The sequence below is a fragment of the Micromonospora fulviviridis genome, from assembly GCF_014648395.1.
Taxonomy (GTDB): Bacteria; Actinomycetota; Actinomycetes; order Mycobacteriales; family Micromonosporaceae; genus Micromonospora; species Micromonospora fulviviridis.
The window spans coordinates 561,404-574,970 of sequence record NZ_BMRA01000004.1 but is presented as its reverse complement, the minus strand read 5'-3'; the positions used below and the strand labels follow the sequence as shown (position 1 = coordinate 574,970).

General features: G+C 74.6%; 11 protein-coding genes. 3 read left to right on the top strand and 8 right to left on the bottom strand.

The window, feature by feature from the left end:
• Window positions 1–20 precede the first annotated feature (20 nt).
• From IEY96_RS14060 to IEY96_RS14040, 5 genes are all read right to left on the bottom strand, one after another.
• Window positions 21–1,301: an MFS transporter gene (locus IEY96_RS14060; RefSeq protein WP_189195239.1), complete on the bottom strand. Its 1,281-nt coding sequence runs from the start codon at window positions 1,299–1,301 to the stop codon at window positions 21–23.
• On the bottom strand, window positions 1,298–1,873 hold the full coding sequence (locus IEY96_RS14055) for an ArsR/SmtB family transcription factor (protein ID WP_189195238.1): 576 nt from the start codon (window positions 1,871–1,873) through the stop codon (window positions 1,298–1,300). The genes IEY96_RS14060 and IEY96_RS14055 overlap by 4 nt, the downstream gene beginning before the upstream one ends.
• Window positions 1,874–1,980: 107 nt before the next feature.
• Window positions 1,981–2,847 carry a hypothetical protein gene (locus tag IEY96_RS14050; RefSeq protein WP_189195237.1) on the bottom strand — a complete coding sequence of 289 codons (867 nt, stop codon included), beginning with the start codon at window positions 2,845–2,847 and terminating at the stop codon, window positions 1,981–1,983.
• A 165-nt stretch (window positions 2,848–3,012) separates the two neighbouring features.
• Window positions 3,013–4,668, bottom strand: coding sequence for a CocE/NonD family hydrolase (locus IEY96_RS14045; protein ID WP_189195236.1), 1,656 nt, complete (start codon window positions 4,666–4,668; stop codon window positions 3,013–3,015).
• Window positions 4,669–4,670: 2 nt separating this feature from the next.
• Window positions 4,671–5,198 carry a MarR family winged helix-turn-helix transcriptional regulator gene (locus tag IEY96_RS14040; RefSeq protein WP_189195297.1) on the bottom strand — a complete coding sequence of 176 codons (528 nt, stop codon included), beginning with the start codon at window positions 5,196–5,198 and terminating at the stop codon, window positions 4,671–4,673.
• A 138-nt stretch (window positions 5,199–5,336) separates the two neighbouring features.
• Between IEY96_RS14040 and IEY96_RS14035 the strand changes: the two genes are divergently transcribed.
• Window positions 5,337–7,472, top strand: a complete 2,136-nt coding sequence (locus tag IEY96_RS14035; RefSeq protein ID WP_189195235.1) for an MMPL family transporter — start codon at window positions 5,337–5,339, stop codon at window positions 7,470–7,472.
• A gap of 48 nt (window positions 7,473–7,520) precedes the next feature.
• On the opposite strand, the gene IEY96_RS14030 is transcribed toward IEY96_RS14035, so the two are convergent.
• Window positions 7,521–8,396, bottom strand: coding sequence for a lytic transglycosylase domain-containing protein (locus tag IEY96_RS14030; RefSeq protein ID WP_189195234.1), 876 nt, complete (start codon window positions 8,394–8,396; stop codon window positions 7,521–7,523).
• A 30-nt stretch (window positions 8,397–8,426) separates the two neighbouring features.
• Window positions 8,427–9,884, bottom strand: a complete 1,458-nt coding sequence (locus IEY96_RS14025; RefSeq protein WP_189195233.1) for a DedA family protein — start codon at window positions 9,882–9,884, stop codon at window positions 8,427–8,429.
• A gap of 131 nt (window positions 9,885–10,015) precedes the next feature.
• Here IEY96_RS14025 and typA point away from each other — a divergent pair, with 131 nt between their 5' ends.
• Window positions 10,016–11,884, top strand: coding sequence for a translational GTPase TypA (gene typA / locus IEY96_RS14020; RefSeq protein ID WP_189195232.1), 1,869 nt, complete (start codon window positions 10,016–10,018; stop codon window positions 11,882–11,884).
• A 77-nt stretch (window positions 11,885–11,961) separates the two neighbouring features.
• Here the strand turns inward: typA and IEY96_RS14015 are convergent, their stop codons facing one another.
• Window positions 11,962–12,627, bottom strand: coding sequence for a class I SAM-dependent methyltransferase (locus IEY96_RS14015; protein ID WP_189195231.1), 666 nt, complete (start codon window positions 12,625–12,627; stop codon window positions 11,962–11,964).
• Window positions 12,628–12,699: 72 nt separating this feature from the next.
• Between IEY96_RS14015 and IEY96_RS14010 the strand changes: the two genes are divergently transcribed.
• Window positions 12,700–13,566 (top strand): serine hydrolase, encoded by an 867-nt coding sequence (locus IEY96_RS14010; protein ID WP_189195230.1) that lies wholly within the window; start codon window positions 12,700–12,702, stop codon window positions 13,564–13,566.
• Window position 13,567: the final 1 nt, after the last annotated feature.

The window sequence follows — 13,567 nt, the reverse complement described above, 5'->3', positions numbered from 1 at the left end:
CCCCCCGCCGCAGCGCATTCTCACACCGGGGCAGCCGGCAGGTCCCGGCGCCGCCGCAGCGGCCCGGCCAGCAGGATGAGCGGGGTCAGCGCGAGCCAGGCGGTCATCGCCCGGATCGCCCCGGCCGGCCCCCACGCGGCGCCCAGCGCCCCGGCCAGCAGGGCGGCGAGCGGGATGGTGCCGTAGTTCAGCAGGTGCATGCTCACGGTCACCCGCCCGAGCAGCCGGTGCGGCGTGTACGTCTGCCGGAAGCTGCTCTTCACCACGTTGCCCACCGCGACGCCGAGGCTGACCAGCGCGCCGCCGAGCACGAGCCAGGCCACCCGGCCGCCCGGGCCGGCCAGCGGGATGAGCAGCGCCGGCGGGCCGGCGAGCCCGCCCGCGACGAGCAGGGCGCGGGCCGAGCCGAGCCGTCGGGCGAGCCCGGTGGCCAGGGCGGCGCCGAGGAGCCCGCCCACGCTGGCCAGTCCGATCAGGAGCCCGACCACCCCGGCCGGCAGCCCGGCGGAGCGGACCAGGAAGACCACCAGCAGCGCCTGGTAGCCGGTGAGCCCGATGTTGCTGGCCGCGCCGAAGACCGCGAGCACCCGCAGGTACGGGTCCCGGACCACGAAGCGCAGCCCGTCGGCGACCTCCCGGCGTAGCGAGGGCGAGCCGGCGGGGCGACCCGGCCGGGGCTCGACGGCCCGGATGCGGCTCAGGCAGGCGGCGGAGACCAGGAAGCTCAGCGCGTCGAGCAGGACCGCGGTCACCGCGCCGGCCAGTTGGGCGATCAGGCCGGCCAGCCCGGGGCCGACGAGGTAACTCGCGGTCTGCGTGGCGTGCAGCTTGGCGTTGCCCTCCGGCACCTGCTCGGGCCGTAGCAGGGTGGGCAGGTAGACCTGGTCGGCGGTCTCGAAGAACACCCGGGCCAGGCCGGCGCCGAGGGCGACGACCAGGAGCTGACCGACCGTGAGCAGGTCGAGCAGGGCGGCCACGGGGACGGTGGCGAACAGCGCCGCCGAGACCAGGTCCGCGGCGATCATCACGGGGCGCCGGCGGACCCGGTCGACCCAGGCCCCGGCGGGCAGGCCGGCCAGCAGCCAGGGCAGCCAGGCCGCGGCGGTGAGCACCGCCACCTGGAACGTGGTCGCGTCGAGCACGGCCACCGCGACCAGGGGCAGCGCCACGGCGGTCACGTTGCTGCCGACGGCGCTGACCGTCTGCCCGGCCCAGAGCAGCCGGAAGTCAGGGTGCCGGAGCAGTCCCCCGGGCGGCCGGGACCCGGTGGCCGGGCCGGCGGTGCGGACCGGGGCGGTCACGGCTGGCCCGGAACGCCGTGCGCGAACAGGAAGACCGGCTCGCGTCGCTGTCCGTCGCCGGGGGCGGGACGGTCGGCCCAGCGGGCGAAGAGGTCGGTGACCTCACGGCTGAGCTGGGCCAGCTCCTCGGGGGTCAGGTGCAGCCACTTGTCGGTGCTGAACGGGCCGTCGCCCCAGGCGGCGTGGGCGTCGTCGGGAGCGGCGTGCCAGGCCCGGACCAGGGCGACGTGCCGGTCCAGGTTCAGCGAGCTGGCCGCGTCGGCCACCGCCCGGGCGGCGGGGTCGGCGTCGAAGTCGGTGTTGGACCAGCGTACGGCCGGGTTCCGCAGCCGCCACCAGCGTTCCCGGCGGTCCCGGGCCAGTTCGGGCGCCTCCAGCACCAGGTCGGCGGCGGCCAGCACCTTGAGGTGGTGGCTGACGTTGGCCGGGGCCTGGCCGGTGCGCTCGGCGAGCAGGCCGACGGTGCACGGCCCGTACACCTTGAGGACGTCCATGAGGCGGCGGCGCAGCGGATGGGCGAGCGCGGCCAGGACGCGCGAGTCGGTGACGTGCCGGACGGTGGGCTTCTCCATGGGGAGAGCCTGCCATTCGCAAGAGGTGTTGCGCAATACCTGTTGCTGAATTCTCGATCTCGTCGGACCCGGGCCGCGGCGCGGCACTCGCCGCGGGACCGGGCCCCTCAGGCGGTCAGTCGCCGGGACAGCTCGTCGGCCACGTCCCGGGCGATCTGCGGCGGGATCGCCTCGGCGATCTTCTCCGGCGGCAGCCCGGCGAGCACCCCGGTGACGATCTGCTGCTCGTCGGTGAAGTCCTTGTTCGACAGGGCGGTGAGCTGCGCGGCGAGCGCGTCCATCCGCAGCATCAGATAGTCGAGCTTGGCCACCACGCTGTTGCTGGCGGGCCGGGGACCCGCGCCGTCCGGGTCGACGGTGCGGCCCATGCTCGACCCCCCGTAGAAGAACCCGGAGTAGAGGTTGGCGATCTGGTTCTCGGCTTCGGCACTCATCTCGTCCTCCAGGAGTCCGATGGTGGTCAGGTAGCGGCGGAACAGCGGGGTCTGGTCCCGACCGGCCTTGGTCGAGTCGCGGAAGAAGCTGAAGTGGGTGTGGAACAGGTGGCTGCTGTCGCCGGAGGTGCGCTTGCCCAGCCGGTCCCAGCGGCGGACGGTGCTGCCGTCCGGCGAGTAGATGATCTCCCTGATGTCCTGGGTGTCCGCCGCGCCGGCGACACACTGCGCCACGCACCAGACGGAGAAGGTGAACAGGTTGTGCGTCGAGCCGCCGGAGTCGACGGTGAACAGCCCGACGTCCAGGGCGGACGCGTCGAGGGTCAGCCCGGAGGAGTCCCGGTTGGACTCCACCACCGAGTAGTCGTTGGGCACCACCCGGTCGGATCCGCAGTGGTAGCCGCCCTTGTGGTTGGGGTCGCCGACGATGCCGACCTCGGCCGGCTCCAGGTCCTGACTCCGTACGGCGTTCTTGTCGACGTCGAGGTAGGTGAGCAACAGGTTGCGGACGGCCAACAGGTTCGCCGGGGCCGACGTCATGGGATCTCCCCTCGGGATCGGTGACCGACGGGGCACGACAATCACTACGCGTGAAGGTGCATGATCCGGGGACGCGCCCCGCCGGACAGCTGCACGGCACCGGGCATTTGCCCCGAGGATATCCACACAGGGAAGTGAATGCCCAGCTCAGAGCACTATCTGGAACTATGGGCCGGCTGTGGACGGCGCCGGTACGACGGGCAGCACCAGAGCCGAGGGATGCTCGGGATCATGCAGGATCTCCCGCCAGCCAGCACGAAGAGTGACGGCAGTGCCGAGCGGTTCGCCGGTGCCCGGGTTCCGCGCGTAGCGCGGGTGGGCGCCGCCGGAGACCTGCACGCGGAGCCGGTGCCCGGCCGCGAAGCGGTGCGCGGCCGGCCAGAGGGTGACCGGTACCCGGACCACACCGGACGGATCGCTCGGGAAGCGCCCGGGGGCGACCCGGACCAGCCCGTCGCAGACGTTCCAGGACCGTCCGCGCCGGTCGACGTCGCAGAGCCGGACGAAGACGTCCAGGTAGGACAGCTCGCTGCGGATGTGGATCTCCGCGTGTACCGGGCCGACCACCTCGACCGGCGCGGCCAGCGGCGCGCTCGTGTACGTCAGCACGTCCGGCCGGGCCTCCACCGGCCGGTTGTCCACCGCGCCGGCCCGCTGGGCGACCAGCAGCGGGCCGCCGAGTGACGGCGTGGGGTCGGCCGGGTCGTAGCGGAAACGGTCGGGCGCGGAGCCGGCCGGCGGCGCGGGGGCGAGCGCCCGGCCGGCGTGCAGGTGCCAGCGGGCCGGCTCGGCCGGCGGGGGCCAGTCGGGCAGGTCACGCCAGCCGCCGCCGGCGCCGCCGACGTGCACCCGGACCGGCGCGCGGCGCTGCCTCGGGCGCCCGGCCAGGTGCTCGTCGAGCCAGTCCAGCCCCTCGCGCAGGGCCGCCACGAGCAGCCCGGGGCTGCCGTGGGTCCACGGACCGACGGTCAGCCGGGGGCGGGCCCCGGCCGCCCGGAGCCGGGCGTAGTCGTCGAGCTGGGCGGGGAGGAAGATGTCCTGCCAGCCGCTGACCATCGCCACCGGCGCGCGGACCTCGGCGATCCGGTCGCCGAAGATCCGGGTCCGCCAGTAGTCGGCGTCCGGGGTGTGGTGGCGCAGCCACTCCTGGAAGAACGGCACGGTCACCCCGGTGGCGACCCGGTCCGCCTCGACCAGCGGCAGGTGGGCCAGCGCCCGGGTGAGCCGGGGCTGCCCGCGCTTGAGCTCCCACTGCCGGGCCAGCCAGGGCACGGTCTGCGCCTGGAGCAGCTCCGCCCAGGTGAGCACCGTGTCGAGGGCGAACGACTCGCCCGCGTACGTCGAGTCCCGGGTGGCCGAGGCGGTGACCACGGCGACCATGGCGCGTAGCTCGTCGGCCGCCTCGGCGGCGACCGCCCACTGCACGAACCCCTGGTAGCTGGCGCCGAACATGCCGAACGCGCCGGTCCACCAGGGCTGCCGGCGCAGCCAGTCGAGGGTGTCCAGCCCGTCGTCGCGCTCGTGCACCAGCGGGGCGAACTCGCCGCCCGAGCCGTACGTGCCCCGGCAGGACTGGATGACCACGTGGTAGCCGCGCTCGGCGACGAGGCGGCCGAGCAGCCGGACCGGGCCGCCCCGCCCGTACGGGGTGCGGATCAGCACGCAGGCCGCCCCGGGCAGGTCCGGGGCGTAGTGGTCGGTGCGCAGCGTCACCCCGTCGCGGACCTGGACCGGGAGGTCGCGGGTGACCGTGATCCGCCGGGCCCGGGCGGCGGGCAGCCGCAGCGCCGCCGCGGCGAGCCGGGTGACCAGCCCTCGCACGCTCAGTCCGCGGCGCGTTCCGGCTCGCCGCGCCGGGGCTCGCCCCGGGCCGCGCGCACGGCGTCCCGGTGCTCGCGCATCGAGACCACCATCTCGGACATGAACCGGTGCACGACGGCCAGCTCGTCGTCGCTGAACCGGCCCATCACCTCGTCGGTCCGCCGGCCGAGCGGGCCGAAGAAGTCACGGGCCAGGGTGGCGCCCCGGTCGGCGTAGTGCAGGAACACCTTGCGCCGGTCGGCGGTGTCCCGGTCGCGCCGGATGTGGCCGCCCCGCTCCAGCCGGTCGACGAGCGCGGTCACCGAGCCGGAGGAGAGGTTGAGCACCTCCCCCAGCCGCCCGGGGGTGATCGGGTCACCGAGCAGCTCGGCGTCCATCACCGCGATGAGGGCGTGCAGGTCGGTGGCGTTGAGGCCGTGCAGGCCGGCGAACGCGTGCCCGATGTGCTGCGCGTCCGTCGAGTAGCGGCGCAGGTCGTTGGTGATGTCCGCGATCATCTGCCCGCGCCGATCGTCCCGCCGCCGGTACATGCTCTGCGCTTCCACGTCTCGCCGCCACCCCCTGTCCGAACCGTCCGGTTGCAGCATAGAGCCTCGGTCGATAATCTCGCTTATCAAGATACTCGGTCAGCGAGACTCATCATCGACACGATTTCGTGAGGCATCCCGATGTCACTGTTCACCCGCGTCGCCCGGGGCCGGCTGGCCGCCTGGCTCACCGTGGCCGCCGCACTCGTCGTCGGCGCGGTCGTCTTCGGCCTCCCCCGCCCCGACAACCCCGCCCCCGTCTCCGCCACCGGCCTGTCCGTCGAGTGGCAGTCGACGCAGGTCGAACGCCTCCAGGACCAGCTGCCGTCCAGCGACGTGCAGCCCGCCGTCGTGGTGGTCAGCCGCGCCGACCGGGCACCGCTGGCCGAGTCCGACCGGGCCGCGCTCGACGGCGCGTCCGCCGCGCTGGGCCGGCTCGCCGCCGGCGGCCGGATCGCGCCGGCCCAGTTCTCCCCCGACGGCACCGTGGCGCTGGTCGCCGTGCCGCTCTCCACGGCCGGCGGCCAGGAGGCCGTGGTGGACGAGGTGGCCGGCCTCCGCGCGGCGCTGGCCGACCTGCCCGACGCGCTGACCGTCGAGGTGACGGGCGCGCCCGCCTTCACCGCCGACCTCACCAAGGTCTTCGACGGCGCCGACATCACCCTGCTCGCGGTCACCGCCGGCGTCGTGGCACTGCTGCTGCTCATCACCTACCGCAGCCCGTTCCTGTGGATCGTGCCGCTCCTCGTGGTCGCCGCGACCGAGCAGCTGACCCTGCGCGCCGTCGACACGATCGTGCCCGCGCTCGGCATCCACCTCCAGGAGGGCCAGGTCACCGGCATCGCCAGCGTGCTCGTCTTCGGCGCCGCGACCGACTACGCGCTCCTGTTGATCGCCCGCTACCGGGAGGAGCTGCGCCGCGAGGAGAACCGCTTCACCGCCATGCGGGCCGCGCTGCGCCGGACCGCCGAGCCGATCCTGGCCAGCGGCGGCACCGTGGTGCTCGGCGTGCTCACCCTGCTGCTGTCCGAGCAGGAGACCAACCGGGCGCTCGCGGTTGCCTGCGCCACCGGCGTCGTCCTCGCCATGGCGTCCGCGCTCTTCGTGCTCCCGGCCGTCCTGGTGATCTTCGGGCGGGGGCTGTTCTGGCCCTTCGTACCGCGGGTCGGCAGCGCGGCGCGGGAGGGCCGCCTGTGGGGCCGGCTCGGCGCCGGTGTCGTCCGTCGGCCGCTGCCGGTCGCGGTGCTGGCCACCCTGCTCCTCGCCGCCCTCGCCCTCGGTGGCCTGGGCATCCGCACCGGCCTGTCGGAGACCGAGCAGTTCCGGGTGAAGCCGGAGGCGGTGGCCGGCGCGGAGACCCTGGCCCGCGCCTTCCCGGCCGGCACCACCCAGCCGGTCGCCGTGCTCACCAACCCGGGCGCGGCCCCGGCGGTGCTGGTCGCCGCCGGCGCGGTCGACGGCGTCGCCTCCGCCCGCCCCGGCGCCGCCGGGGACCGGGTCGCCCAGGTCGACGTGGTGCTGGCGGCCGAGCCGGGCACCGCCGCCTCGGACCGCACCGTCGAGGCGCTGCGCGACGCGGTCGCCGCCGTGCCGGACTCCGCGCCGCCCGCGGTCGCCGGCGCCGACGCCGCCGACGGCGCGCTGGTCGGCGGCACGGTGGCCGCCACCTACGACTCGGACCGGGCGAACACGAAGGACCTGTGGCTGATCCTGCCGATCATCCTGCTGCTGGTCGGGGCGGTGCTGGTGCTGCTGCTGCGCGGCCTGCTGGCCCCGGTGCTGCTGGTGCTGACGGTCATCGCCTCGTTCTTCGCCAGCCTCGGCGCGGCCTGGCTGCTCTTCGACCGGGTGCTGGACTTCCCGGCGCTGGACAGCGGGGTGCTGCTGCTCGCCTTCGTGTTCCTGGTGGCGCTCGGCGTGGACTACAACATCTTCCTGGTCACCCGGGCCCGGGAGGACGCCCGCCGGCTCGGCACCCGGGACGGGATGCTGTCGGCGCTGCGGGTCACCGGCGGGGTCATCACCAGCGCGGGCGTGCTGCTCGCGGCCGTGTTCGCCGTGCTCGGCGTGCTGCCGCTGATCACCCTCACCCAGATCGGGATCATCGTCTGCGTCGGCGTCCTGCTGGACACACTGCTGGTCCGCACCGTGCTGGTGCCGGCGCTGGCGTTCCTGCTCGGCGACCGGTTCTGGTGGCCCGGGCGGATCGCCCGCGAACCCGACGCCCCGGCGCAGACGCCACCGGCGCCCGTCGCGCCGGTCGGCGCGCGGGACTGAACAGGGCGGGGCCCCGGCGATCGCTCGCCGGGGCCCCGCCGCGTCGGCTCAGTAGGCCAGGCAGACGCACTCGGTCATGAGCGCCCGCACGTTGCGCACGTACTGCGGATTGGGGATGGCCAGCGGCTCGCCCTCCCGCGCCACGGCGCCGTGCCCGTAGTTGTACGCCGCGATCACGGCGTTGAGCAGGCAGGAGTTCAGCTCCGACGTGCAGAGCGCGGCGTCCAGCCGGTAGTCCGACTCGAAGTACATGTCGCCGATGTACTTGGTGAGCCAGGCCAGGTAGGTGCCGCCCAGGTAGGCGTTGTCGCGGTAGTCGTCGATGTCGTACGACTGGCCGAACCGCTGGTTCATCCAGTCCGCGGTGGCCGGCATGACCTGCATCAGCCCGATGCCGCCGTCGCAGGCCACGATGTTCGACTGCCAGCCGCTCTCCTGCCAGGCGGTCGCCTTCATGAGGGTCAACGGGATCCTGATGTCCGGCGCGGAGGTGGGCCAGTAGGTCCGCGCCGCGGCGTCGGACAGCGCCGACTTCACCTGGCTGCGGGTCGCCTGGGTGCCGCGGTAGCTGGGCTCGCAGCCGGTCGCCGGCGGCTTCGGCGGGGGCGGCGGCACCTGGGTCTCGGTGGGCGGCTTCGGCGTGGCGAGCGGGGCGGTGGACGTGCGGGTCGGCTTGGGCTTCGGCTTCGCCGACGCACTCGGGCTGGGCTTGGCGCTGGGCTTCGCACCCATCGCCGCGACCGCCGGCGGTTCGTCGCTCGGCAGGTCGGCGGGGCCGTCCGCCGGCGCCTCGACGGGCGCCTCGGCGGGCACCTCGGCCGCCACCTCGCGGGTCGGCTCCTCGCCGCCGCACCCCGTGACCACACCCGCCGCCAGCAACGCGGCGACCGCCGCCGTGGCCCAGCGGCCCACTCCTCGACGCATCAGACCTCCCCCGTGGTCGTCCGCCGCACCCTAGCAGGGGTCGACGGGCCGGCGGGGTACCCGCGACGCCGGCCGGGAGGCCCGCGGCCGCGGCGGTCCGTCCGGTGTGGCCGGTCCACCCGGGCCGGGGGACGGGTCGTCGTCCCCGCCCACCGCGTGGTCCCGGGTGGCCCAGGCGACCACGAACACGGTGACCCAGGCCGCCCCGAGCAGCACCGACGTGGCGGTGCCACTGGCCGTGCTCCACCCCAGGTAGAGCCGGGCGCCGGTGACGGCCACCACGCCGGCCAGCGCGCCCGTCCAGACGGCCACCGCCACCGGCCAGCGGGCGCCCCGGGACAGCAGCCACGCGAGGGTGCCGAAGCTCGCCGTGACCACCGCGTTCTGGGTGGGCAGCAGGTCCGGGGCGCCGTCCGGGCCGCCCGGCCCGGTCAGGCCGGCGACCACCACCAGCACCACGAGCGGCACGAACGCCCCCACCGTCCCGAGCACGCTGAGCAGGTCGGCCCGCCAGGGCCGGTTCCGCCAGGCCACCACCGCCGCCACCAGGGCCACCGCGGCGATCAGCACCCAGCCGCGCAGCACCGAGACCGCGGCCAGCGCCGGGTCGACCACCCCGGGGGTACGCCGGGCGGCGAACCAGTCCGCGACCAGCCCGTCGAGCACGCCGAGCCCGCTGTGCCGGACCACCGCCTCCAGCACCGCCGCGACGGCCAACCCGGCGGCGAAGAGCAGCAGCAGGCCGGCGGCGAGGTTGATCAGCAGCGTGCCGGCCGGCCCGAAGCGCATGGCGACCAGGAAGAAGAGCACCCCGTACCGGGCGCGCAGCCAGCGCAGCGGAGGCAGGGCGGCGGCCCGGGCGGCGAGCGCCCGCACCGGGTCCGGGTTGCGGCCCAGCCAGCGGCCGGCCAGCACCACCCCCACCAGGCAGACCAGCAACACGAGCACCGCGCCGGTGGCCCGGCCCAGGAGCCGGGACACCCGCTCGTACGACTCGCCGGCGGCGTAGCCGGCCAGCACGGAGGTGCCCACCCAGCTCGCCACCCCGGCCACGTTCCACGGCGCGAACCGCCGGTAGGGCAGCCCGGCCGCGCCGGCCAGGCGGGGCGCCAGGGTGCGGGCGAAGGCCACCCAGCGGGCGGCCAGCACGCCCCGGCCGCCGAGCCGGTCGAGCAGCGAGTCGGCGCGCCGCCACCGGTGCGGCCCGATCCGGGCACCGAGGCCGGAGGCACGCAGTTTCGGCCCGTACCGCCGGCCGGCACGGTAGGCGAGTGTGTCTCCGATCACGGCGGCAGCGGTCATGGCCAGCAGCGTGGGGACGAGCCGCAGCGTCCCCGCGTACGCTAGGAAGCCGACCAGCAGCAGGGTCGCCTCTCCCGGCACCAGCAGTCCGAAGATCACCGCGGTCTCGCCCGCGACGATCGTCGCGGCGACCAGGTAGATCAGCAGGGGCGGCAACCCCTGCAGCCAGTTCAGCAGGTCAGGCATCCGGTCCCCCGCACGGGAGCCAGCATGCCAGTCGCTGGAACGGTCGGGACAGCACTTTAGGCAGAGATCCGGGCGATCTCGGGGTGACCCCGAGGCGTGCCCCGGCAACCGCAGACAGGAGTATGGAGGGTATGCAGCTACGCACCGACCTCCGCAACGTCGCCATCATCGCCCACGTCGACCACGGCAAGACGACCCTGGTCGACGCCATGTTGCGGCAGGCCGGCGCCTACGGCGCCCGTGGTGAGGACACCGAGCGGGTCATGGACTCGATGGACCTCGAGCGGGAAAAGGGCATCACCATCCTCGCCAAGAACACCGGCGTGCGCTACCTGCCGGCGGACGGCTCCGAGCCGGTGACGATCAACATCATCGACACCCCGGGCCACGCCGACTTCGGCGGCGAGGTCGAGCGCGGCCTCACCATGGTCGACGGTGTGGTGCTGCTGGTCGACGCCAGCGAGGGCCCGCTGCCGCAGACCCGGTTCGTGCTCCGCAAGGCGCTGCGCGCCCGGCTGCCGATCATCCTGGTGATCAACAAGGTGGACCGCCCCGACGCCCGGATCAAGGAGGTCGTGGACGACACCTACGAGCTCTTCCTCGACCTGGACGCCGACGAGGAGCAGATCGACTTCCCGATCGTCTACGCCTGCGCCCGCGACGGCATCGCCTCGCTGACCCAGCCGGCCGACGGCTCGGTGCCCGACGACAGCCACAGCCTCGAGCCGCTGTTCCGCACCCTGCTGGACACCATCCCGGCCCCCGCGTACGAGGAGGACGCGCCGCTGCAGGCGCACGTCACCAACCTCGACGCCTCGCCGTTCCTCGGCCGCCTGGCGCTGTGCCGGGTCCGCCAGGGCACCATCAGCAAGGGCCAGACCGTCACCTGGTGCCGCACCGACGGCAGCAGCCAGCGGGTCCGCATCTCCGAGCTGCTGATGACCGAGGGCCTGGAGCGCAAGCCGGCCGACAGCGCCGGCCCGGGCGACATCATCGCCGTCGCCGGCATCCCGGAGATCATGATCGGCGAGACCCTGGCCGACGCCGAGAACCCGGTCCCGCTGCCGCTGATCACCGTCGACGAGCCGGCCATCTCGATGACCATCGGCACCAACACCTCGCCGCTGGTCGGCCGGGTCAAGGGCGCCAAGGTCACCGCCCGCATGGTCAAGGACCGGCTCGACAAGGAGCTGGTCGGCAACGTCTCGCTCCGGGTGCTGCCCACCGAGCGGCCGGACGCCTGGGAGGTGCAGGGCCGCGGTGAGCTGGCCCTGGCGATCCTGGTCGAGCAGATGCGCCGCGAGTCCTACGAGCTGACCGTCGGCAAGCCGCAGGTGGTCACCAAGGAGATCGACGGGAAGACCTGCGAGCCGGTCGAGCGGCTGACCATCGACGCCCCGGAGGAGTACCTGGGCGCGATCACCCAGCTCCTCGCCACCCGCAAGGGCCGGATGGAGCAGCTGGTCAACCACGGCACCGGCTGGATCCGCATGGAGTGGCTGGTCCCGGCGCGCGGCCTGATCGGCTTCCGCACCGAGTTCCTCACCGAGACCCGCGGCACCGGCATCCTGCACCACGTCTTCGAGTCCTACGAGCCCTGGTTCGGCGAGCTGCGTACCCGCAACAACGGCTCGCTGGTCGCCGACCGCTCCGGCTCGGTCACCGCGTTCGCGATGACCAACCTCCAGGAGCGCGGCCAGCTCTTCGTCGAGCCGGGCACCGAGGTGTACGAGGGCATGATCGTCGGCGAGAACTCCCGCTCCGACGACATGGACGTGAACATCACCAAGGAGAAGAAGCTCACCAACATGCGGTCGTCGACCGCGGACGAGACCGAGAAGCTGATCCCGCCGCGCAAGCTGTCGCTGGAGCAGGCCCTCGAGTTCTGCCGCGAGGACGAGTGCGTCGAGGTGACGCCGACCTCGGTCCGCATCCGCAAGGTGGTGCTGGACCAGACCCAGCGCGGCCGGATGGCCGCCCGTCGCAAGCACGCCGGCTGACCCGGTAACCCGTCCGGAGCCCGGGCCGCCCACCGGCGGCCCGGGCTCCGCCGTCTCCGCCCTGCGGCCGGTGGGGGTCAGGTCGGTTTGGTGGCCTGGAAGGCCAGCACGTCGGGGAGGGGGCCGGGGGCGGACTCGCGGACGGCGGTCAGCGTCAGGCCGGCGGCGGAGACCGCGTTGAGCAGGTCGGCCAGCGGCAGGTGCCAGGCGCCGACGCGGGCCCGCACGCCCACCGTGTTCCAGGACCGGAAGCTGCGCTCGCGCTCGGCGTACCCGCCGTCGATCACGGCCCGGCCCGGTTCGGAACGGTCGGCGAACGCCCCGACGAAACAGGGGTGCACGCCGACGTGGACCAGCCGCCCACCGGGCGCCAGCACCCGGGCCGCCTCGGCGATCGCCGCCGGGTAGTCGGGCATGTCCGTGTGGGCCAGCACGCAGGCCACCGCCGGCACGGCACCGTCCGGCAGGGGCAGCGCGGTGGCGTCGGCCCGCGCCACCGGGAGCCGCGCGCGGGCATGGCGCAACTGCCCCGCCGACAGGTCCACCCCGACCGGCTGCCAACCCAGCCGCCGCAGCTCGGCCGCGTGCGCCCCCGTGCCGCAGCACAGGTCGAGGCAGCGCCCGGGACCCGGACCGAGCAGCTCGGCCAACACCGACCGGACGCGCTCGCTGTAGTCGGTGGCGGTGGTCGTGACGTACTCGTCGTACCAGTCGGCGATGGCGTCGTACGCGGCGGTCGTCATGTCCGCACGCTAGACCCGGCGCCGGCCGGACCGCAGCCCCGCCCGCCGCGAAGATCCGCTACGGTCACCGGCATGACCTGGGATGATCTCGACGCGCACCTGGACAAGGTGCCGGGCACCGTCTCCGCGTACGTGGGACGGCTGGACGCCCCGCCCACCTGGACCCGGCAGGCCGACGCCACCCACTACGCGGCCAGCACCATGAAGGTCGCCGTGCTGGTGGCGCTGCACCGCGCCGCCGAGGCCGGCCGGCTCGACCTGGACGCCCCGATCCCGGTGCGCAACGCGTTCGACTCCGCCCTGCCCGGCGCGCCCCGGTTCGCCAACGCCCAGCACTACGACAACGACGACGACGTCTGGGCGCGGGTGGGCGGCGAGGCGCCGCTGCGCTGGCTCGCCGAACGGATGATCGTCCGCTCCAGCAACCTCGCCACCAACATCTGCATCGGCCAGGTCGGGCTGCCCGCGGTTGCCGAGGCGTGGAAGCTGGCCGGGGCCCGGCACAGCGTCACCGGCCGGGGCATCGAGGACTTCGCCGCCCGGGACGCCGGCATCGACAACCTGGTCACCGCCGCCGACCTGGCCGCCCTGCTCGGCGGGCTGGCGCTCGGCGCGCGCCGGCCCGGCCCGCTCGCCTCGCCGGCCGCCTGCGCGGACATGCTGGACGTGCTGTTCGCCCAGGAACACCGCGAGGACCTCGCCGCCGGGTTGCCCGAGGGGACCCGGATCGCGCACAAGAACGGCTGGGTACGCGGTGTCCGGCACGGCGCCGGGGTGGTCTTCCCCGCCGACGCGCCGCCCTACGCCGTCGTCGTCTGCACCACCACCGACCTGGCCGACGGCGGCCCGAGCGGCGAGGAGGTCGAGGACGACGCCTGCCGCCTCATCGCGCACGTCTCCGCGCGGGTCTGGGCGGCCCGGCACGACCTGGCCGGGTGAC

What these genes read in the sequence shown, in the direction of transcription:
- IEY96_RS14055 (WP_189195238.1), bottom strand. Translation starts at nt 1,873, where the DNA reads ATGGAGAAGCCCACCGTCCGGCACGTCACCGACTCGCGCGTCCTGGCC.
- IEY96_RS14050 (WP_189195237.1), bottom strand. Translation starts at nt 2,847, where the DNA reads ATGACGTCGGCCCCGGCGAACCTGTTGGCCGTCCGCAACCTGTTGCTC.
- IEY96_RS14040 (WP_189195297.1), bottom strand. Translation starts at nt 5,198, where the DNA reads ATGTACCGGCGGCGGGACGATCGGCGCGGGCAGATGATCGCGGACATC.
- IEY96_RS14035 (WP_189195235.1), top strand. Translation starts at nt 5,337, where the DNA reads ATGTCACTGTTCACCCGCGTCGCCCGGGGCCGGCTGGCCGCCTGGCTC.
- IEY96_RS14030 (WP_189195234.1), bottom strand. Translation starts at nt 8,396, where the DNA reads ATGCGTCGAGGAGTGGGCCGCTGGGCCACGGCGGCGGTCGCCGCGTTG.
- IEY96_RS14025 (WP_189195233.1), bottom strand. Translation starts at nt 9,884, where the DNA reads ATGCCTGACCTGCTGAACTGGCTGCAGGGGTTGCCGCCCCTGCTGATC.
- typA (WP_189195232.1), top strand. Translation starts at nt 10,016, where the DNA reads ATGCAGCTACGCACCGACCTCCGCAACGTCGCCATCATCGCCCACGTC.
- IEY96_RS14015 (WP_189195231.1), bottom strand. Translation starts at nt 12,627, where the DNA reads ATGACGACCGCCGCGTACGACGCCATCGCCGACTGGTACGACGAGTAC.
- IEY96_RS14010 (WP_189195230.1), top strand. Translation starts at nt 12,700, where the DNA reads ATGACCTGGGATGATCTCGACGCGCACCTGGACAAGGTGCCGGGCACC.